Below are 19,310 nucleotides of genomic sequence, written 5' to 3'. Positions count from 1 at the left end.
GGGGGGGGGGGGGGGGGGGGGGGGGGGCGGTGATTGCTTTACGCTGACGTTACACGATCAGTAAAGCCCGTGTGAAGATGTGACAAGCGCAACACTGCGCCTTCGAAATGTACCCGAAATATTGAGAAATCATTCATTCTCGGTTGCCGCAGCAGGACTAGGGACGGACAAACCGGAGCAACCCCGACAGAGCCTCGATCACGGCCGCGTAAACCGCGCCGCCAACCTGTGCGGCGGCGTTCCGGTCGGCCCGGGGTCATGCAGGTACAACGGGTGGCCTGGCTGCCCTGGCCACGCGCTCGGATCGAAAGGGAACACCCCGGTAGACCGGAGCCATTCAGCGAAGGCGCCTCTGACGCGCGATCGAGTAGCAAGCGAGCGACAGCAGGACTGAGAAGTTCGTCGCCCTTGCGCCATTTCGACGGATGGGACCTGCTAAGCCGAGCGCGCACGGTTGCGGCTCAGCTAGGTCGTCTTGCGTCGGCGGCTCTGCAGATAGTGCACGGTCGCTGGGATCAACCCGATGACGACGACGGCAATGATCAGATAGTCGATGTCGCCCTTGTGCTCGCGGACGAACTTGACCTTGCCGAGCTGGTGGCCGAGCAGGATCATGCCGTCGGTCCAGATGATGCCGCCGACCACGCTCCACAGCAGGTACATCGGGAACTTCATCCGGCCCACGCCGGCCATCGCGCTGACGAGCGTGCGCACGATCGGCACGAACCGGGCGGCCAGGATCGTCCAGGACCCGAACCGTACGAAGAAGCGGTGCGCGCGGTCGACGTACTCGGGCCGGAACATCCGGGAATTGGGACGGTCGAAGACGAGCGGCCCTACTCGGTACCCGATGGCGTAGCCGACCACGTTGCCGATGATCGCGGCGAGCGGGATGACTATCAGGAAGCTGGTCAGCGAGGAGGTGATGGTGCCGGTGGCGATGCTGACGCCGGCGGCGAAGAGCACGGTGTCTCCGGGCAGGAAGAACCCGATCAGCAGGCCGCATTCGCTGAAGATGATGATGGCCAACACCAACAGTGCGCCCGAGCCCGACAGCAGGCTGCCGGTGTTCAACAGGTCGGCCAAGGGCATGGGCCGGAGTGTACGGAGACCCGGTTACGTGCCGGCTGTGCGCGCAGGCCATGCGCATTAGCCTCGCGGTACAGCCGATCGGCAATACCGCAAGCTACACTCACGCCATGTCGAAGGTAATGGTGTCACTCCCCGATGATCTGCTAGCGGAACTGGACGCCGAGGTGAAGCGCAGGTCGACCAGTCGCAGCGCGCTTCTCGCCATCGCTGCGCGCCGCGAACTGGCTCGTCAGGATCCGGCGGACCTCGCCGCGGCTATTGAGCGCTCCGAGCTTCGCTTTCGTGGGGCTGGCAGCTTCGAGTCTGCGGATCTTGTCCGGGCCGACCGCGATGGGCGCCGGTGACCCGACTCCTGATCGATACGTCCGTCTTGATCAAGTGGTTTCACGAGACGGGGGAGAGTGAACTGGTCGAGGCCCGCGCCATCCGCGATGCCCACGTCCGCGTCGAGCTCCATGCGCACGTTCTCGATCTTGCGATCTACGAAGTCGGCAATGTCCTGGCGAGGGCGCTCAAGTGGACGGCCGCCGATGTCAGCGACCAGCTCGAAGACCTCCTGGCTATCGTCGGCGCACCGCTCGCCATGCAGCAGGACTGGCTGCGCGACGCAGCCGTCCTGGCCGAGTCGCATGCGCTGTCGTTCTACGACGCCAGCTGGGCTGCCGGGGCTGGTGCGCTGGGCGTTTCGCTGGTCAGCGCGGATCGACGGCTGCTCGGTGCCGGGCTCGCAGAAAGCCCGTCCGCCGTCGCCTCGCGGCTCAACCTGCCGGTGTAGGCAGGACCGACGCCCGGTAGGAGATACTGCCGCCATGCCGATCGCCACGCCCGAGATCTACGCCGACATGCTCGACCGCGCCAAGGCCGGCGGGTTCGCCTATCCGGCGATCAACTGCACGTCGTCCGAGACGATCAATGCCGCGCTCAAGGGCTTCGCCGACGCGGGCAGCGACGGCATCATCCAGTTCTCCACCGGCGGCGCCGAGTTCGGCTCGGGGCTGGGCGTCAAGGAGATGGTCACCGGCGCGGTCGGCCTGGCCGAGTTCGCGCACGTGCTCGCCGCGAAGTACCCGATCAACGTCGCGCTGCACACCGACCACTGTCCGAAGGACAAGCTCGACACCTACGTTCGCCCGCTCATCGCGCTGTCGGCTGAACGCGTCTCGGCGGGTCGCGCACCGCTGTTCCAGTCGCACATGTGGGACGGCTCGGCCATCGACCTGGACGAGAACCTCGACATCGCGGCCGAGCTGCTGGCTGCGGCGGCCGCAGCGAAGATCATCCTCGAACTCGAGATCGGCGTGGTCGGCGGCGAGGAGGACGGCGTCCACGGCGGCGGCCCCGACAACGAAAAGCTCTACACGACCCCGGGCGACGCGCTCGACACCGCCAAGAAGCTCGGGCTGGGGGAGCAGGGCCGCTACATCCTGGCCGCGACGTTCGGCAACGTGCACGGTGCCTACAAGCCGGGCTCGGTGAAGCTGCGTCCCGAGATCCTCAAGGAGATCCAGGACGAGGTGGGGACGAAGTACGGGCGTGAGAAGCCGTTCGATCTGGTGTTCCACGGCGGTTCGGGCTCCGAGCTGTCCGAGATCCGCGAGGCGGTCAGCTACGGCGTCGTGAAGATGAATGTCGACACCGACACCCAGTACGCCTTCACCCGCGAGATCGCCGGGCACATGTTCACCAACTACGACGGCGTGCTCAAGGTCGACGGCGAGGTCGGCAACAAGAAGGCCTACGACCCGCGCTCCTACCTCAAGCTCGCCGAAGCCGGCATGAGCGCCCGGATCGTGGAGGCCTGCGACGCGCTGCAGTCGGCGGGCACGTCCGCGTCCGCCTAACCTCCCGAGTTGTCCGCCCCCAGCCGTGCTCTGACGCGACGGAGGGCGGACAAGTCGGAGAGCGCCGGGTCGATCAGGCCAGGACGAGCTCCGGCTCCGCGGCCAGCGCGGGGTTCGGGGTGGTGTTGCGTAGGGCGAAGTAGGCCGCGACGCCGCCGGCGGCGACGAGGATCGCGGCCACGACGAGCCCCCAGCGGTAGCCGCTGAGGAACGACGCGGTGACGGTGTGCCCGGCATGCAGCGCGGCCGTCTGCCGGTTGATCAGGATCGCGCCGATGACGGTGATGCCGAGCAGCCCGGCGACCTCGCGAGCGGCGTTGAAGATGCCGGACGCGACGCCGGCCTGGGCCACCGGCATCGTTCCGATGATCATGGCCGTCAGGGGCACGGAGAGCCCGCCGCCGACGCCGATGAGCGCGAAGCTCGGCATCAGCGACAGGTAGGACGAGCCCTCGCCGAGCAGGGTCACCGACGCGATGCCGGCCGCCATCAGCAGCATGGCCAGCCCGGCCGAGCGGTGCGCGCCGATGCGGGCCGAGATGCGATCGGCGAGCACCGCACCGGTCGCCATCAGCAACGCCATGGGCACGAACGCTGCGCCGGCCTCGGTCGGGGAGAAGCCGAGCACGCCCTGCAGGTAGAGCGAGGTGAAGAAGTAGATGCCGAACAGCCCGAAGCCCCACATGACGATGGCCGTGATGCCGCCGGTGAACACGCGGTCGGTGAACAGCCGAACGTCGACCATCGGGTCCTTCGTGGTGCGCTCGACGAGCGTGAACAGCACGAACGCGCCGGCCGCCAGGGCGAACCCGGTCATGATCGGGGCGGACGTCCAACCCTTGCCCTGGCCTTCGATGAGCGCGTAGGTCAGCCCGAGCAGGCCGACCGCCGACAGCACGATGCCGGGGACGTCGAGGCTGCGACGCGCGGCGACCGACGCATCGGCGGGGATCGCCCACAGACCCGCGACGACCGTCGCCGCGCCGACCGGCACGTTGATGAAGAAGATCCAGCCCCAGGCGAGGTGTTGGCTGATCAGGCCGCCGAGCAGCGGACCGACGGCCAGCGCGAGGGCGCCCACCGCACTCCAGATGCCGATGGCTGCCGTGCGTTCCTTCGCGTCGGGATAGACGTTGGTGATGATCGACAGCGTGGTCGGCGTGACCAGGGCCGCGCCGATGCCCTGGATCGCCCGGCTGGTCACGAGGACGTCGACGTTGCCCGCCAGGCCCGCGGCGAGCGAGGCGAGGGTGAACACCGTCAGCCCGATGACGAAGAGCCGACGGCGGCCGAGGACGTCGCCGAGCCGGCCACCGGCGAGCAGCAGGCTCGCGAACGCGAGCAGGTACGCGCTGACCACCCACTCCAGCCCGGAGGTCGTCAGGCCCAGGTCGCGCTGGATGGCCGGGATCGCCACGTTGACGATGTTGTTGTCGACATAGGTCATGAAGGTCGCGAGGGACACCGTCACCAGTGCCCACACGCGCTGCGTTGCTCTCATCGGCGGTGCTCCTATACGTCGTACATCTACGGTGTATAGGAGAGTGCGCTGTACTGCGTATAGTTGTCAAGCGTGAGTCCTAAGAACGCCGCGTTGCGGCGCGACGCGATCGTCGAGCGGGCCCTGGAGATCGCCGATCTCGAGGGCAGCCAGGCGGTGACCATTCGTCGGCTGGCGACCGAGTTCGGCGTCACCCCGATGGCGCTGTACTGGCACGTGCCGAACAAGGACGAGCTCCTGGCGGCCATGGGCGACAGCTTCTACGCGGGCGTGCGCCTGCCCGACGGGGCGGACTGGGTGGAGCGATTGCGGGCGGTGACCGATTCGCTCGTGGCCAGCCTGCGCCGGCATCCGGCCTCCGCGCATCTCGCCCTGCCGCGCATCCTGTCCTGCGACGACGGCCGCCAGCTCAGCGAGGCGACCTTCGCGATGCTGCGCGACGCCGGGTTCTCCGTCCAGCAGACGGCCGACATCGCGCGTACCGCCCTGCAGACGGCGATCATGCTCGTCACCCAGGAGGCCGGCGCGGAACTCGACGTCCGGGCCGAGGAGCGCGAGCATGCCGTCAAGGCGAAACGGGCCGCGCTCGCCGCCCTGCCGCCCGACCGCTTCCCGAACCTGCTGGCCTGCATGGACTGCCTGCTCGAGACCGACGACGAGGACGCCTACTACCGCTTCGGCGTCGACCTGTACGTGAACGGAGTCCGCGCACTGCACGCGGCACAATCAACGGTATGACCCACTTCGGCAACCTGCTCGCCCCGCCCACCAAGCTCCCCGACGACCCGGCGGTGGCGCCGCTCGACGGCGGCGCCGACCCGGCCGAGGTCGCGGCGCAGTACCCGACGTCGTCCGCGGCGTGGGCGACGCTTGCCGAGGCGGCCCTGGCCGGCGGGCGCACCGTCGAGGGCTACGCCTACGCCCGCACCGGCTACCACCGCGGTCTCGACGCGCTGCGCCGCGCCGGGTGGAAGGGCCAGGGCCCGATCCCGTGGTCGCACCCGGCCAACCGCGGCGTGCTGCGCGCCATCCACGCCCTCGGCCAGGCCGCCGCCACGATCGGCGAGACCGACGAGGCCGCCCGCTGCCAGCACCTGCTCGCCGACAGCGACCCCGAGGCCGTCACCGCGCTCTCGTCCTGAGCGATTCACGCCGCGCTGAAGGATATCCACATCATTGCGAATGGATATACTTCCGAGGTGACGAAGCGACTGATTGACGTCGACGATGCAAAGCTCGACGAGGTCCGGGCCCTTCTGGGCACCTCCACGACGAAGGCGACCGTCAACGGCGCGCTGGACGAGGTCCTTGCTCTGGCGCAACGGCGCCGCGCCCTGCTCGATGATGACAGCGTCGCCGGCAGCAGCGACCTGGCGCAGGACGGGCAGCGGCGGGCGATGTGGGCCTGAATGCGTTCTTTCTGGCTGACACCTCAGCCGTCGCCCGCATCGGCCAGCCGCAAATAGGCGCGCGCCTTCGTCCACTGATCGAGGCGGGTCTGGTCGCTCGGTGCACGATCACGGACCTTGAGGCAGGCGTCAGCGCCCGCAGCGGCGCCGACTGGAATCGCACCCGTTCGGCGCGCTCGCCGTGGCCACAAGCAGAGATCGATCAACCGGTGCTGGATCGCGCGCTCGACGTGCAGGGCCGCCTCGCGGATGACGGCCTGCAGCGAGCAGTAAAGCTCGGCGACCTGGTCATCGCTGCAGCGGCGGAGCGCGCAGAGCTAGTCGTCCTTCACTATGACCGAGACTTCGATCGAATTGCCGGGATCACTGGGCAACCGACGGAATGGATCGTGCCTGCCGGTACCGCAGATGCGCAGTAGGTAACGCACGCCCACGTTCGGGCCCGTCATCTAGTCTTCTCGGGGCCCACCGCGGCCTACTTATCAGAAGGGGGCGCGAATGCCGGCCATCGTGCTCGTCGGCGCCCAGTGGGGCGACGAAGGCAAGGGCAAGGCGACCGACCTGCTCGGCAGCCGCATCGACGGTGTCGTCAAGTTCAACGGCGGCAACAACGCCGGGCACACGATCGTCATCAACGGCGACGACGGCAGCCGCGAAAAGTACGCGCTGCACCTGCTGCCGTCGGGCATCCTGACGCCGGGGTGCGTCCCCATCATCGGCAACGGCGTGGTCATCGACCTCGGCGTGCTGTTCGAGGAGATCGACGGCCTCGAGGCGCGCGGCGTCGACACGTCCAAGCTGATCGTCAGCGGCTCGGCGCACGTCATCGCGCCCTACAACCGCACCCTCGACCAGGTCACCGAGCGCTTCCTCGGCAAGTCCAAGATCGGGACGACCGGACGGGGCATCGGACCCACGTACGCCGACAAGATGTCGCGCGTCGGCATCCGGGTGCAGGACCTCTTCGACGCCGACGTCCTGCACGCCAAGGTCACCGGTGCGCTGGCCCAGAAGAACCAGGTGCTGGTCAAGATCTACAACCGCAAGGCCTTCGACGTGCAGGCCGTGGTCGACGAGCTGTCCTCCTACGCCGAGCGGCTGCGCCCGATGGTGGCCGACACGTCGCTGCTGCTCGAGCAGATGCTCGACCGCGACGAGACAATCGTTCTCGAGGCCGGCCAGGCCACGCTGCTCGACGTCGACCACGGCACCTATCCGTTCGTCACCTCGTCGTCGGCCACCGCCGGCGGCGCGTGCACGGGTAGTGGCATCCCGCCCACCCGGATCAGCAGCGTCATTGCCGTGATCAAGGCCTATACGACCCGCGTCGGCGAGGGGCCGTTCCCCACCGAGCTGCTCGATGTGAAGGGCGAGATCCTCCGTGACAACGGCGCGGAGTTCGGCACGACGACGGGACGGCCGCGCCGCTGCGGCTGGTTCGACGCGGTGATCGGTCGCTACGCCACGCGCATCAACGGGGTCACCGACTTCGTCCTTACCAAGCTCGACGTACTCACAGGTATGGACGAGGTGCCGGTGTGCGTCGCGTACGAGATCGACGGCGTGCGCCACGACGAGCTGCCGATGAACCAGGCCGATTTCGACCGCGCCGTACCGATCTACGAGGTCTTCCCGGGGTGGACCGAGGACATCTCCAAGGCCCGCTCGATCGACGACCTGCCGCGCAACTGCCGCGACTACGTCGACGCCCTCGAGAAGATGATCAAGGCGCCGATCTCGGCCATCGGCGTCGGCCCGGGCCGCGACGAGACGATCGTGGTGCGCGACCTGCTCGACTGATCGCGTTTGCGCGGCGAGTGACCGCTTCGCCGACCCCGAACCGGACACTCGCCGCGCAAACCTGATCCACATCGCGGCCGGGGGCACAGGTCGCGCGGGCACACTGCGGTATGCGCCGACTATCCATCGCCGTCCTGTGTGCCGCCGCGGTCGGTCTCGTCGGCTGCACCGGCAGCGCCGGCTCGGGCGACGCGGGGTCGTCACCGGCCACCGCGCCGTCGACAAGCACCAGCAGCAGCACGTCGACAAACACGGTCGCCGACTGGCCGATGTATCACCGCGACCCGACGCACAGCGGAGTAGCGACGTCGATGCCGGCGGTGCAGTCTGTCGCGCCGGCCGCGAAGATCAAGCTCGACGGCGAGGTGTACGCCTCGCCCATCGTGGTGGGTGGCCGCACGATCGTGGCCACCGAGAACGACATCGTCTACGGCCTCGACTCCGCCTACCGGCAGCAGTGGAAGGTCGACCTCGGTGACCCGTCGCCGGCCGAGGAACGCCAGTGCGGCAACATCACGCCGCTGGGCATCACCGGCACCCCGGTGTACGACTCGTCGAGCGGGCTCGTCTACCTGGTGGCCGAGCTGAAGGGCAACGTCCGGCACCAGCTCGTCGCCCTCGACCCGGCGACGGGCGCCACCAAGTGGCGACGCAGCGTCGACCTGCCCGGCGTCAGCGCCCGCGACATGCAGCAGCGCGGGGCACTCGCCGTCGCGGACGGAAAGGTGTGGGTGTCCTTCGGTGCGCAGGCCGGTGACTGCGGCGACTACAAGGGCCGGGTCGTCGGCGCGAACCTCGACGGCAGCGGCGCGCTGGTGTCGTTCACCCCACCGACGACGCGCGGCGGCGGCGTCTGGAACCCGGCCGGTCCGACCCTCGGCCCCGACGGCGACCTCTTCGTGGTCAGCGCGAACGGCGCCGCCTTCCCCGGCGACACCTACGACTACACGAACTCCGTCATCCACATCGACGGCTCGGCGACGCGCATCGATTCCTTTGCGCCCAGCGACTGGGCGGTCAACAACCGCGACGACGTCGGGCTCGGGTCGCAGAGCGTGGCCCTCGTCGGCACGAAGTGGGCCGTGCTCGGCGGCAAGTCCGGCCCGGTCTACGTGCTGAACCGCGCCACGCTGGGCGGCATCGGTGGCCAGGTGTCGGTCAAGAACATCTGCCGTTCCTTCGGCGGCGCGGCGGTCAGCGGGAACGTCGTCTACCTGCCGTGCACCGACGGCGTCCGGGCGGTGCGGGTCACTTCCAGCGGGCAATTGGAGGTGCTGTGGCACGCCGCCGAGGCGATCACCGGCTCGCCGATCGTCGGAGGCGGACGGGTGTGGACCCTAGACCCGGACGGCGGCGTGCTGCACGCCCTCGACCCGCAGACCGGCAAGACCCGTGAGCAGGTCAAAGTCGGCGCGACGAGCCGGTTCGCCACCCCGGCCGTGCGGGGCGCAGACGTGCTCGTTCCCACGCTGACCGGATTGACGGTGGTTCGCACGTCCTGATCCGGCGCAGCTCGGCGCACACTGTGGGCATGCGGACACGGCTGTCCTTGATCGTCCTGGTCCTGCTCGCGGTTGCGGGCTACGGCTCCGCGGGCTACGGCACGGGTACGAAAGCCGCGGCCGCGAGCGGCAAACCGGTCGACTGGCCGACGTATCACCTGAACACGTACCGCAACGCCAGCTACCCGTCGATGCCGGCGTTCACCAAGCTCGCCGTCACCAAGAAGCTGGCGCTCGACGGCCAGGTGTACGCCTCGCCGATCGTCATCAACGGCACCGTCATCGTGGCCACCGAGAACAACACCGTCTACGCGTTCGACTCGTCCTACCGGCAGCTCTGGAAGCGGCACCTGGGGACGCCCGCGCGGTTGTCACAGCTGCCCTGCGGCAACATCGACCCGCTCGGCATCACCGGCACGCCGGTGTACTCGCCCAGCACCCGCCAGGTGTACGTCGCCGCCGAGTTCGGTGGCACCTCGCCCACGCATCGGCTATACGCGCTGTCGTTCGCGTCGGGTCGGGTGCGCTTCTCGCGGACTCTCGACCTGCCCGGTGTCGACCGCCGGGCCATGCAGGAACGCGGCGCGCTCACGATCGTCGGGTCCCGGGTATATGTGCCGTTCGGTGGGCTGGCCGGCGACTGCGGGCAGTACAAGGGCCGCGTCATCGCCTACCCGATCACCGGCACGGGCAGCAAGGTCTACTCCTACACCGTTCCGACGTCCCGGGAGGCCGGCATCTGGACGCCGCCCGGCCCGACCGCCGACAGCGCCAAGCACATCCTGGTCGCGGTGGGCAACGGGGCGTCCGGGTCGACGGGGCGCTACGACCACAGCGACTCGGTCCTCGAACTCTCGCGGACGTTGCGCCTCACCGACTCCTTCTCGCCGACGACGTGGCGCCCCGACAACGACGCCGACAAGGACCTCGGTTCGCAGGGCCCGGCGATCGTCGGTAACTACGTCTTTCAAGCCGGCAAGTCCGGGACGGCGTACGTGCTGCGTCGCGATCGGCTCGGTGGCATCGGCGGGCAGGTCAGCCAGGCCACCGTGTGCCGGTCGTTCGGGGGCACCGCCCGACGGCTCGACGTCGTGTACGTGCCGTGCGCCGACGGAGTCCGGGCCGTGCGGGTCGACGCCAGGGGCCGCATGCACATCCTGTGGCACGCGGCTGATTCGGTGGCCGGGTCGCCGACCTACGGCGGCGGGCGGCTCTTCTCGATCGACGCCGTCAACGGCGTGCTGCACGCCCTCTCCCTCACGACGGGCCGGACGACGCAGTCCGTCGACGTCGGTGTCACGTCCCGCTTCGCCACCGTGGCCGAATACGGCCGACTGATCTACGTGCCCACGCAGGCCGGGCTGACTGTCGTCCGCACCTCCTGACCACTCACGGGACCCGGTTACCCTCGCTGCGTGCGCGTCCTCGTTCTCGGCAACGGCGCCCGCGAGCACGCACTGTGCCTCGCGCTGGCCCATGACCCGTCGGTCACGGCGCTGGTCTGCGCGCCCGGCAACGCCGGGACGGCGGCCGTCGCCGAGCAGCGCGGGGTCGACGCCACCGACCCGGCCGCGGTGGCTGCGCTCGCGCAGGACGTCGACGCGGACCTCGTCGTCGTCGGTCCCGAGGCGCCGCTCGTGGCCGGCGTGGCCGACGCTGTGCGCGCGGCGGGTATCGCCTGCTTCGGCCCGTCGCAGGCCGCGGCCCGGCTCGAGGGCAGCAAGGCGTTCGCGAAGGACGTGATGGCCGCGGCCGGGGTCCCCACCGCCCGGGCCAGGATGTGCGTCACGGCCGAGCAGGTCGCCGAGGCGCTCGACGAGTTCGGCGCGCCCTATGTGGTGAAGGACGACGGTCTCGCCGCCGGCAAAGGCGTCGTGGTCACCGACGATCGCGAAGCCGCGCTTGCCCACGCGTCCGCCTGTGGCAGCGTCGTCGTGGAGGAGTACCTCGACGGGCCGGAGGTCTCGCTGTTCTGCCTCACCGACGGCACGGCGGTCGTCCCGCTCGTCCCGGCCCAGGACTTCAAACGCATCGGCGACGGCGACACCGGGCCGAACACCGGCGGCATGGGCGCGTACGCGCCGCTGCCCTGGCTGCCGGCCGAACTCACTGACGACATCGTGCGCACCGTCGCGTGCCCGACGATCGAAGAGATGGCCCGCCGCAACACGCCGTTCGCCGGCCTGCTCTACATCGGCCTGGCCATCACCCGCGACGGGCCGCGGGTGATCGAGTTCAACGCCCGCTTCGGCGACCCGGAGACGCAGGTCGTGCTGGCGCTGCTCGCGACCCCGCTCGCCGGGTTGCTCGCGGCCGCGGCCACCGGTCGGCTGGCCGAGCACGAACCGCTGCGCTGGCACGACGGCTCGGCCGTCACCGTCGTCCTGGCCTCGGCGAACTACCCCGACACCCCACGCACGGGCGACGTGCTCACCGGTGCTGAGCAGAGCGGTGTCATCCACGCCGGCACGCGGCGCCGCGACGACGGCGCCATCGTGTCGGCCGGCGGACGGGTGCTGTCGGCCACCGCCAGCGCGTCGACGTTGGACGAGGCCCGCCAGCGGGCCTACGCCCTGCTGGCCACGATCGACCTCCCGGGCGGGCAGTACCGCACCGACATCGCGTTGCGCGCCGTGGGCGCGGCCCACCCCCTTGCGTGATCAACAGCGTCGAAACGTCGGGAACCGACGTTTCGACGCTGTTGATCAGCGGGAGGGGATCGACTTCGTCGAGAGTGACGACGAGGACCTGCCGACGTCGCAGGGCTCGCGACTGCGGGTCGAGGGCTGGCGGCCGCGGGCCGAGGAGTTCCTGCGCGGACGGTACGGGTTGCCGCTGGTGGTCGTGCTGGCCGTGCTGGCGCTGCTCGTCGGCAGGGCTCTGATGCACGAGCGTCCCGCCGGGGCGCCGCCGGTGACCCCCGCACCGAGCAACACCAGGGTCACGCTCGATCGGAGCACCGGCCGGGTCATCGACCTGCCCCGGCGCACCGGCCCCGACCCGACCCGCTGCCCGGGCCTGCAGTGCTACACCTCGCCGTCCGTCCCGGCGTCGGTGCGGGCGGCCGTGCGTGCGGTGTTCCCGACTGCTCGGTTCACGGCCACCGAGACGACCCGGCTCGTCGACCAAGCCCTCGGCGACCCGCTCTGGTACCGCGAGGTGATCGCTCGCGCCGGCACGGCCACCCTGACGCTGCGCGTCCAGGCCCACGCCGCGGGCGACACCCCGGACGGCGACGCCAAGGACGACGGCTCGCACTCCGTCACCTCCATCGATGCGGTGCTGCAGCAGTGGTTCGTCCGCGCGCAGGTCATCGACCGGTCTGGCACCGGCGACGTTTTTGACGAACTCAGCCGCCTTGCTGCCGACCAACGCCTCGTTGCGACCTAGGCTCGACCCGTGCCGGAGATCGAGTTCGTCGACAACGACTTCGACCCGGGACAGGACGAGGAGCTCGACAACGCCCCCGTCGATTGGCGTCGCCGCGCACGAAGCGCTTCGTGCGGATCAGTGCCGGCGCGATCCTGGCCGTGGTCGCCGGCTCGACGCTGATCGCGGTCCTGCAGCACAGCGACGGCCACCCGTCGTCGGCGCCGGCGTCCAGTGCGCCGCCGACGCCCAGCGCGGACAACGTGATCGCGCGCCCCAGCGCAGCGCCCAGGCGCACGCGCGAGTTGTCGATCGCCGTCGATTGCCCGGTCGTCGACGCGTGTCGGGTGTCCTTCAACCTGCCGTCGGCCGTCACCGCCGCACTTCGGGCAAGGTTGCACGGCGCCGACCAGGTGTTCGGCGGCAGCGTCCTGGTGCGCGGCGCCCATCCCACCTTGCGAAGTCGCCAGATCACCGCCCGCGTCGGCGGGCTCAGCGTGCGGATCCGGATCGAGCCGGCCGCGGATGACGAGCGACCGTCCGCGGCCGTCACGAACGGCGGCGATGCCACCATCGTCTCCGTCACCGGCGTCTCGAACGGGCTGGCCGTGCACGTCGTGGTCAGCGGTCCGAGCAGTGCGATCCCAGGCCTTTCCACGGTCGACGCGCTCGCCCGCGACCCGCGCCTGCTCGCGGTCAGCTGACCGCCCGTCGCCGGCGGTGGACACTGGGCCAGGTGCGCCTCCGCGATCCCGACGAGCCGCCTGAGGTCGACTTCGTCCTCGACGACGACGTGGACTCCGGTGTCGACGAGGACCTGCCCGGGGCGGGTCGTCCGGAATGGTCGTCCCGGACCCGTCGCACACTGGCCCTGCTGGCCGTCCTTGCCGTAGCCGCACTCGTCGTCGTGCGGGTCGCCACCCGCGGGTCGGACGGCTCACCGTCGGCAAACCGATCGCCGACTACTTCCGAAGCAACCCCACTGGTCACCTTCCCGAGCGTGCCGGCCCCGCAACTCTCGTTCAGCCCGGTGGCCGGTCCGAAGATCGCGATCCGACACGACCGGGGCACCGTCATCCTCATCCCGCTGAAGAATGGCCTGCCCGAGCCCGGGCCGGCGTGCCGCACGACCGCGCTCTGCCGGACGAGCGACGCCGTGCCCGCCCCGGTGCTGCAGGCGCTGCGCGCGCGATACACCGACCTCACCGTCGACAGTGCGACGAGCCTGCTCAGTGGGCCGTCGACGGCGGGGTTGCGGATGCGAACGCGGAATGTGCTGGCGCACACGCCCGCGGAGACGATCACCATCGCCATCCGTCCGATGCTCGTCACCGACTCGACGCAAGTGAGCTCCGGGAACTCGGGCGCCGGGACGTCGGTGATCGCGATCGTGGCGCAGAGTTCCTGGACGGTGATGGTCACGGTTCGCAATCCACGAACCCTCGACGCCGACATCACCACGCCGTCGAAGCTCGCCACCGACCCGCGCCTGCTTGCCGGGCGGTGACCGATCGGCCGGCGGGGGACAATGGCCCGGTGAAGCCTGCCGTCGCCAATGTCCTCGCCGCGCGCTACGCCTCCACCGACATGGCGACGCTCTGGTCGTCGGCACACAAGGTCGTCCTCGAACGGCAGCTCTGGCTGGCGGTCCTCCGCGCCCAGGACGAGCTCGGCGTCGACGTGCCAGACGGTGCGCTCGAGGCCTACCAGCGGGTCGTCGACCAGGGTGTGGACGCCGTCGACCTCGCGAGCATCGCCGAGCGCGAGCGCGTCACCAAACACGACGTCAAGGCCCGCATCGAGGAGTTCGCGGCACTCGCTGGGCACGAGCAGATCCACAAGGGCATGACCAGCCGCGACCTCACCGAGAACGTCGAGCAGTTGCAGGTCCGCTCGGCGCTCGCGCTGGTGCGGACGAAGACGCTGGCGGTCCTCGCGCGACTGACCCGCCGGGCCGCCGAGTACGACGTCCTGGTGATGGCCGGCCGCTCGCACAACGTCGCGGCGCAGGCCACCACGCTCGGCAAGCGGTTCGCCACCGTCGCCGACGAGCTGCTCGTGGCGCTCGGGCGCCTCGACGACCTGGTCAACCGCTACCCGTTGCGCGGCATCAAAGGCCCGGTCGGCACGGCGCAGGACATGCTCGACCTGTTCGACGGCGACCCGGTGAAGCTGGGTCGCCTCGAGCGGACGGTGGCGACGCACCTCGGCTTCTCGCACACCCTCGTCAGCGTCGGCCAGGTGTACCCACGCTCGCTCGACTGGGACGTGCTCACCGCGCTCGTCCAGCTCGCGGCCGCGCCGTCCAACCTGGCCACCACCATCCGGCTGATGGCCGGCAACGAGCTGGTCACCGAGGGCTTCCAACCCGGGCAGGTCGGCTCGAGCGCGATGCCGCACAAGATGAACACCCGCTCGGCCGAGCGCATCAACGGTTTCGCCGTCCTGCTGCGCGGTTACGCGTCGATGGTCGGCGAGCTCGCCGGCGACCAATGGAACGAGGGCGACGTGTCGTGCTCGGTGGTGCGGCGGGTCGCTCTGCCCGACGCGTTCTTCGCCCTCGACGGTCTGCTCGAGACCACGCTCACCGTGCTCGACGATTTCGGCGCCTTCCCGGCCGTCATCGAGCGTGAGCTCGACCGGTACCTGCCCTTCCTGGCCACCACGAAGGTGCTGATGGCTGCGGTGCGCAACGGCGTCGGACGCGAGAGCGCGCACGAGGCGATCAAGGAGAACGCGGTCGCCGTCGCGCTCGAGATGCGCGAGAAGGGCACCGAGCGCAACGACCTGTTCGAGCGCCTCGCTGCCGACTCCCGGCTGGGCCTGACTGCGAGCCAGCTCGACGGCCTGCTCGCCGAGCCGATCGCCTTCACCGGCGCGGCCCGCGCCCAGGTAGCGGCCGTCGCGGCGGCCGTCGACGCTGTTCTCGCCTCCGAACCCGCGGCAGCCGGTTACCGCCCTGCCCCCATCCTCTGACGCTGAGACATTTACACCAATGCCCGGCATCGAGTTCGTCGACGCCGACACCGGCGATCATTTCGACGACGACGTGCTGGACACCGGCCCGCGCCGCCCCTGGCCGCGCTGGGTGTGGGTCGTCGCCGGGCTGCTCGCGCTGGCGGTCGCCGTCGGCGCGCTGGTCTCTTCGAGGTCGGACGACGCCCGCAAACCGGCAGTCTCGCCGAGCAGCTCGGCCCCGCCATCGGCCGAAACCGGGCCTGTCGAGCAGATCGTCGCCCTGACCTCGGACGGCACGTCGCTGTTCTGGGTCGCGGGTCAGCGGCTGCACCGAGCGGGTCCGGTCGGCCGTGCGTCGGCCAGCGTTGCGATCTCGCCGACGGGCGGCGACTTCGCCGAGCTGCAGCTCGTCCCGGACCCGGCCGAGCGGACGATCTGGGTCGTCTCGCACGGGTCGGCCGACAGCAACGGCGGTGCGGGCAACGTCGAGGGCTTCTCCACCACAGACCTCACCCGGGTGTCGCGGGCGTCGGCCCGGTCGTTGATCGGTGGCGCGGCGGTGCTCGACGGTGCGCTGTACGTCCTCGCATCGGGGCGGTTGCTCCGTATCAAGGCCGGTGGGACAGGCTTCAGCGCTGTCGTTCCCGTCGACCCGCATGCGCGCAGCCTCGTCACGGCCGGCAACTCGTTGCTGTTCGTGGAGGGCGGCAACAGCAGCGCCGTCGGTCGATGGACGCCCCGCGGCGGGGTGCAGCGCCCCGTCGTGCTCACCACCACCGACAGCTCGTTGGCCGTTGTCGGGTCTACGGTCTACGTCGTCGGCATGAGGGGTGGACGCGACGTGCTAGAAACGCTGCCCGACGCCGGCGAATTCAACTCCCAAGAAATCCCCACCGGCCTCACCGAGCTGCAGGTCGTAGCAACCGGCCGGTCTTCCCTGATCTTGCTGGGCAGTGACGAACAGGGTCTCGAGCTGGCGTGTATCACTGTTCGGCCGCGTTCAAACATCGCTCGGCCGATGGTGCAGGCGTTGGCCACAGCAACGTCGGCCAATGTGGCCGTGCTGCGCGCGACCATCTTTCAGGCCGTGGGCGGCGGAGTCCGGCCGGTGTCGTTCCCGCCGGGCGGCTGCCCGGGCTGAGCGACGTCAGCGCGGCGGGCGGTTGGCGAGCCGATCGGGTCGGCCCAGGTTCCAGTAGCCCTTGACAAAGATCGAGTCGTGCGCGACGCCGCGGGCCTCGAGGACGGCACGCAGCGCGACCATGGCCCGCGTCTCGCCCATCAGGTAGGCACGACCGTCACCGGCCGGGAGCGGGAAGGTCGACAGGGCTGGCTCGAGCACGTCCGGGCCGCCCGGCGGGGCGTCGCGCCGGTGCAGCCAGGTCACCGGTTCGGCTACCTCATCAGTCGCGTCCGTGACCTCGACGAAGGCGTGCGCGGGCTCGTCGGCCGGCAGGGCCCGCAGGATCGCGGCGATGGCCGGCAGCGCCGACTCGTCGCCGGCCAGCAGGTGCCACGGCGCGGGCCGCAGCTCGAGCTTGCCGCGGGGGCCTTGGAACTCGGCCTCGTCACCGGGAGCTGCGGTAGCGCCCCACCGTGAACCCGGCCCGTCGCCGTGCAGCAGCACGTCCAGGTCGAGCTCGCCGAGGTCGGGGCGGGCGCGCGCGATCGTGTAGCGCCGCTTCACCCGACGGCCGGACTCCTCGCGCAGGTGCAGCTCGACGTCCTGTGCGGGCCGCAGCGAGACGCCGCGCATCGCTTCGGTGGCCACCGTGATCCGACGCATCCGGGGGGTCAGGCCGACGGTGGCCGTCACCGTCGCCCGATGGGTGGGCGAGCGGCGCACGATCGGCGTGCTCATGGACCTCCTTCCTACGACGGGATTTTCCGAGCGGGGAATCCGGTTCGAGACAGTATCGACCAGCACCGACTCCCGAACTACGAAGGAACATTCCGATGACCATCGCACTGACCAAGATCGCCTACACCACCGCCGCCACCGCCAAGGGTGGCCGTGCAGGACACGTTGCCTCCGAGGACGGGGTGCTCGACCTCGACACCGCGCAGCCCGGCTCGTCGGGCGAGCCGAAGGCCAACCCAGAGACGTTGTTCGCCGCCGGTTACGCGGCCTGCTTCCAAGGCGCGCTGGGCAACCGGGCCAAGACCAAGGGCGTCGACACCTCCGACTCGACGGTCACGGCCGAGGTGTCGTTCGGTCCGTCCGAGGACGGCGGTTTCGGCATCGCCGTCGAACTGAAGGTCTCGATCCCCGGCGTCGACCCCGAGCAGGCGCGCGAGCTCGTCGAGCTGGCCCACGAGTTCTGCCCGTACTCCAAAGCGACCAAGGGCAACATCGATGTGACTCTGACCGTCGAGTAACCGCGACGCGCGATGATGGGCCTTATGCCCCTCTCCGTCTTTGATCTGTTCTCGATCGGGATCGGGCCGTCGTCGTCACACACCGTCGGCCCGATGCGCGCCGCCCGCACGTTCGCCCAGGGGCTGTCCGACGACAGCCTGATCGGCGACGTCGTTCGGGTACGCGCCGAGCTGTTCGGCTCCCTCGGCGCCACCGGGCGCGGGCACGGCAGCGACCGCGCGGTGATCCTCGGCCTCGAGGGCGAACGCCCCGAGACGGTCGACACCACGACGTTGCCGGCCCGCGCGCAGTCGGTTCGCGAGACAGGCCGGGTCCGGCTGCTCGGCACGCACGAGGTCGCGCTGTCCGTCGACGACCTGGTGCTGCACCGTCGTCAGACGTTGCCCTTTCACCCCAACGGGATGCGCTACTTCGCCTACGGGGCCGACGATGCGCTGCTGCGCGAGCGGACGTACTACTCCGTCGGCGGCGGCTTCGTGGTGGACGAGGACGCGGCCGGCGCCGACCGCATCGCGCCCGACGCCACCCCCGTCGCATATCCCTTCCTGTCCGGTGCAGACCTGCTCTCGCGTTGCGCCGAGACCAGCCTGCCGATCAGCGGGGTGATGCTGGCCAACGAGCTGTCGTGGCGTACCGAGGCCGAGGTCCGCGCCGGGCTGCTCGACATCTGGGCCGTGATGACCGAGTGCGTGCACAACGGTTACCGGAGCGAGGGGATGCTGCCCGGCGGCTTGAAGGTGCGCCGCCGCGCCCCTGAGCTATACCGAAACCTGCTCGACGAGCAACGCGTCGCCGACATCGACGCCCTGCGCGCGATGGACTGGGTGAACCTGTACGCGCTGGCCGTGAACGAGGAGAACGCCGGCGGCGGACGGGTGGTCACGGCGCCGACCAATGGCGCGGCCGGCGTGCTGCCCGCGGTGCTGCACTACTACGTCCGCTTCTGCGCCGATCCACGAAATCCAGCCGCGACCGACGACGAGATCGTCCGTTTCCTGCTCTGTGCCGGCGCGATCGGGGTTCTGTACAAGGAGAACGCGTCGATCTCCGGTGCCGAGGTCGGCTGCCAGGGCGAGGTCGGCTCGGCGTGCTCGATGGCGGCCGCCGCCCTGTGCGAAGTCCTCGGCGGCACGCCCGACCAGGTCGAGAACGCCGCTGAGATCGGCATGGAGCACAACCTGGGGCTGACGTGCGACCCGGTGGGTGGGCTCGTCCAGGTGCCGTGCATCGAACGCAACGCCATGGGCGCCGTGAAGGCGATCAACGCCGCCCGCATCGCCCTGCGCGGCGACGGCCAACACATCGTCAGCCTGGACAAGGTGATCAAGACGATGCGGGAGACCGGGGCGGACATGAAGGACAAGTACAAGGAGACGTCCCGTGGCGGACTGGCCGTGAACGTCATCGAGTGCTGAGCGCACGGGCGGCTGTAGAACGCGGATGACCGGGCTTGTAAGC

General features: G+C 70.0%; 21 protein-coding genes. 18 read left to right on the top strand and 3 right to left on the bottom strand.

Annotated elements, in window-relative coordinates; translation table 11 throughout:
- Positions 1-465: 465 nt before the first annotated feature.
- Positions 466-1,092, bottom strand: a complete 627-nt coding sequence (locus ACFFC4_RS14165) for a DedA family protein (RefSeq protein ID WP_375501938.1) — start codon at positions 1,090-1,092, stop codon at positions 466-468.
- A gap of 8 nt (positions 1,093-1,100) precedes the next feature.
- On the opposite strand from ACFFC4_RS14165, the gene ACFFC4_RS14160 reads away from it, so the two are divergent.
- The 3 genes from ACFFC4_RS14160 to fbaA are packed head-to-tail and all read left to right on the top strand — an operon-like array spanning position 1,101 to position 2,933.
- Positions 1,101-1,436 carry a CopG family ribbon-helix-helix protein gene (locus tag ACFFC4_RS14160; protein ID WP_375501936.1) on the top strand — a complete coding sequence of 112 codons (336 nt, stop codon included), beginning with the start codon at positions 1,101-1,103 and terminating at the stop codon, positions 1,434-1,436.
- Positions 1,433-1,867, top strand: a complete 435-nt coding sequence (locus ACFFC4_RS14155; RefSeq protein ID WP_375501934.1) for a type II toxin-antitoxin system VapC family toxin — start codon at positions 1,433-1,435, stop codon at positions 1,865-1,867. The genes ACFFC4_RS14160 and ACFFC4_RS14155 overlap by 4 nt, the downstream gene beginning before the upstream one ends.
- Before the next feature lie 34 nt (positions 1,868-1,901).
- Positions 1,902-2,933: a class II fructose-bisphosphate aldolase gene (gene fbaA, locus ACFFC4_RS14150; protein ID WP_375501932.1), complete on the top strand. Its 1,032-nt coding sequence runs from the start codon at positions 1,902-1,904 to the stop codon at positions 2,931-2,933.
- Between the two features lie 73 nt (positions 2,934-3,006).
- Here the strand turns inward: fbaA and ACFFC4_RS14145 are convergent, their stop codons facing one another.
- Positions 3,007-4,434 (bottom strand): DHA2 family efflux MFS transporter permease subunit, encoded by a 1,428-nt coding sequence (locus tag ACFFC4_RS14145; protein WP_375501930.1) that lies wholly within the window; start codon positions 4,432-4,434, stop codon positions 3,007-3,009.
- A 72-nt stretch (positions 4,435-4,506) separates the two neighbouring features.
- Between ACFFC4_RS14145 and ACFFC4_RS14140 the strand changes: the two genes are divergently transcribed.
- From ACFFC4_RS14140 to ACFFC4_RS14080, 13 genes are all read left to right on the top strand, one after another.
- Positions 4,507-5,172 (top strand): TetR/AcrR family transcriptional regulator, encoded by a 666-nt coding sequence (locus ACFFC4_RS14140; RefSeq protein ID WP_375501928.1) that lies wholly within the window; start codon positions 4,507-4,509, stop codon positions 5,170-5,172.
- The gene (locus tag ACFFC4_RS14135; RefSeq protein WP_375501926.1) at positions 5,169-5,576 is read left to right on the top strand and encodes a DUF3151 domain-containing protein; all 408 of its coding nucleotides are present in this window, start codon (positions 5,169-5,171) and stop codon (positions 5,574-5,576) included. Before ACFFC4_RS14140 ends, ACFFC4_RS14135 begins: the two co-directional genes overlap by 4 nt.
- A gap of 57 nt (positions 5,577-5,633) precedes the next feature.
- Positions 5,634-5,843, top strand: a complete 210-nt coding sequence (locus tag ACFFC4_RS14130) for a type II toxin-antitoxin system VapB family antitoxin (protein ID WP_375501924.1) — start codon at positions 5,634-5,636, stop codon at positions 5,841-5,843.
- Entirely contained in the window at positions 5,840-6,262 is a 423-nt protein-coding gene (locus ACFFC4_RS14125; protein WP_375501986.1) for a PIN domain nuclease, read from the top strand. Before ACFFC4_RS14130 ends, ACFFC4_RS14125 begins: the two co-directional genes overlap by 4 nt.
- Positions 6,263-6,341: 79 nt before the next feature.
- Positions 6,342-7,643 carry an adenylosuccinate synthase gene (locus ACFFC4_RS14120; RefSeq protein ID WP_375501922.1) on the top strand — a complete coding sequence of 434 codons (1,302 nt, stop codon included), beginning with the start codon at positions 6,342-6,344 and terminating at the stop codon, positions 7,641-7,643.
- A gap of 110 nt (positions 7,644-7,753) precedes the next feature.
- On the top strand, positions 7,754-9,145 hold the full coding sequence (locus tag ACFFC4_RS14115) for a PQQ-binding-like beta-propeller repeat protein (protein ID WP_375501920.1): 1,392 nt from the start codon (positions 7,754-7,756) through the stop codon (positions 9,143-9,145).
- 29 nt (positions 9,146-9,174) lie between these two features.
- Entirely contained in the window at positions 9,175-10,530 is a 1,356-nt protein-coding gene (locus ACFFC4_RS14110) for a PQQ-binding-like beta-propeller repeat protein (protein WP_375501918.1), read from the top strand.
- Positions 10,531-10,560: 30 nt separating this feature from the next.
- Positions 10,561-11,805, top strand: coding sequence for a phosphoribosylamine--glycine ligase (purD, locus tag ACFFC4_RS14105; protein WP_375501916.1), 1,245 nt, complete (start codon positions 10,561-10,563; stop codon positions 11,803-11,805).
- Positions 11,798-12,535, top strand: a complete 738-nt coding sequence (locus ACFFC4_RS14100; RefSeq protein ID WP_375501914.1) for a hypothetical protein — start codon at positions 11,798-11,800, stop codon at positions 12,533-12,535. Before purD ends, ACFFC4_RS14100 begins: the two co-directional genes overlap by 8 nt.
- A gap of 110 nt (positions 12,536-12,645) precedes the next feature.
- Positions 12,646-13,218, top strand: coding sequence for a hypothetical protein (locus ACFFC4_RS14095; RefSeq protein ID WP_375501912.1), 573 nt, complete (start codon positions 12,646-12,648; stop codon positions 13,216-13,218).
- A 32-nt stretch (positions 13,219-13,250) separates the two neighbouring features.
- Positions 13,251-14,021: a hypothetical protein gene (locus ACFFC4_RS14090; protein ID WP_375501910.1), complete on the top strand. Its 771-nt coding sequence runs from the start codon at positions 13,251-13,253 to the stop codon at positions 14,019-14,021.
- Between the two features lie 29 nt (positions 14,022-14,050).
- On the top strand, positions 14,051-15,490 hold the full coding sequence (gene purB / locus ACFFC4_RS14085; protein ID WP_375501908.1) for an adenylosuccinate lyase: 1,440 nt from the start codon (positions 14,051-14,053) through the stop codon (positions 15,488-15,490).
- A 19-nt stretch (positions 15,491-15,509) separates the two neighbouring features.
- Positions 15,510-16,613, top strand: coding sequence for a hypothetical protein (locus ACFFC4_RS14080; protein WP_375501906.1), 1,104 nt, complete (start codon positions 15,510-15,512; stop codon positions 16,611-16,613).
- A 6-nt stretch (positions 16,614-16,619) separates the two neighbouring features.
- Here ACFFC4_RS14080 and ACFFC4_RS14075 read toward each other — a convergent pair whose 3' ends face one another.
- Complete coding sequence (locus tag ACFFC4_RS14075) at positions 16,620-17,333, bottom strand: siderophore-interacting protein (protein ID WP_375501904.1); 714 nt, start codon at positions 17,331-17,333, stop codon at positions 16,620-16,622.
- A gap of 95 nt (positions 17,334-17,428) precedes the next feature.
- Here ACFFC4_RS14075 and ACFFC4_RS14070 point away from each other — a divergent pair, with 95 nt between their 5' ends.
- Together ACFFC4_RS14070 and ACFFC4_RS14065 are read left to right on the top strand one after the other, a co-directional pair.
- On the top strand, positions 17,429-17,851 hold the full coding sequence (locus tag ACFFC4_RS14070; protein ID WP_375501902.1) for an organic hydroperoxide resistance protein: 423 nt from the start codon (positions 17,429-17,431) through the stop codon (positions 17,849-17,851).
- 24 nt (positions 17,852-17,875) lie between these two features.
- Positions 17,876-19,267, top strand: a complete 1,392-nt coding sequence (locus tag ACFFC4_RS14065; RefSeq protein WP_375501900.1) for an L-serine ammonia-lyase — start codon at positions 17,876-17,878, stop codon at positions 19,265-19,267.
- Positions 19,268-19,310: the final 43 nt, after the last annotated feature.

The organism is uncultured Jatrophihabitans sp. (assembly GCF_964244045.1).
Classification (GTDB): Bacteria; Actinomycetota; Actinomycetes; order Mycobacteriales; family Jatrophihabitantaceae; genus Jatrophihabitans.
The sequence above is the reverse complement of the archived record's forward strand: the minus strand, read 5'-3'. Positions and strand labels throughout refer to the sequence as shown.

Bases quoted from the DNA above. Each gene is read 5' to 3' on its own strand.
- ACFFC4_RS14145 (WP_375501930.1), bottom strand. From the start codon at position 4,434: ATGAGAGCAACGCAGCGCGTGTGGGCACTGGTGACGGTGTCCCTCGCG.
- ACFFC4_RS14080 (WP_375501906.1), top strand. From the start codon at position 15,510: ATGCCCGGCATCGAGTTCGTCGACGCCGACACCGGCGATCATTTCGAC.
- fbaA (WP_375501932.1), top strand. From the start codon at position 1,902: ATGCCGATCGCCACGCCCGAGATCTACGCCGACATGCTCGACCGCGCC.
- ACFFC4_RS14115 (WP_375501920.1), top strand. From the start codon at position 7,754: ATGCGCCGACTATCCATCGCCGTCCTGTGTGCCGCCGCGGTCGGTCTC.
- ACFFC4_RS14070 (WP_375501902.1), top strand. From the start codon at position 17,429: ATGACCATCGCACTGACCAAGATCGCCTACACCACCGCCGCCACCGCC.
- ACFFC4_RS14135 (WP_375501926.1), top strand. From the start codon at position 5,169: ATGACCCACTTCGGCAACCTGCTCGCCCCGCCCACCAAGCTCCCCGAC.
- ACFFC4_RS14065 (WP_375501900.1), top strand. From the start codon at position 17,876: ATGCCCCTCTCCGTCTTTGATCTGTTCTCGATCGGGATCGGGCCGTCG.
- ACFFC4_RS14120 (WP_375501922.1), top strand. From the start codon at position 6,342: ATGCCGGCCATCGTGCTCGTCGGCGCCCAGTGGGGCGACGAAGGCAAG.
- ACFFC4_RS14075 (WP_375501904.1), bottom strand. From the start codon at position 17,333: ATGAGCACGCCGATCGTGCGCCGCTCGCCCACCCATCGGGCGACGGTG.
- ACFFC4_RS14110 (WP_375501918.1), top strand. From the start codon at position 9,175: ATGCGGACACGGCTGTCCTTGATCGTCCTGGTCCTGCTCGCGGTTGCG.
- ACFFC4_RS14165 (WP_375501938.1), bottom strand. From the start codon at position 1,092: ATGCCCTTGGCCGACCTGTTGAACACCGGCAGCCTGCTGTCGGGCTCG.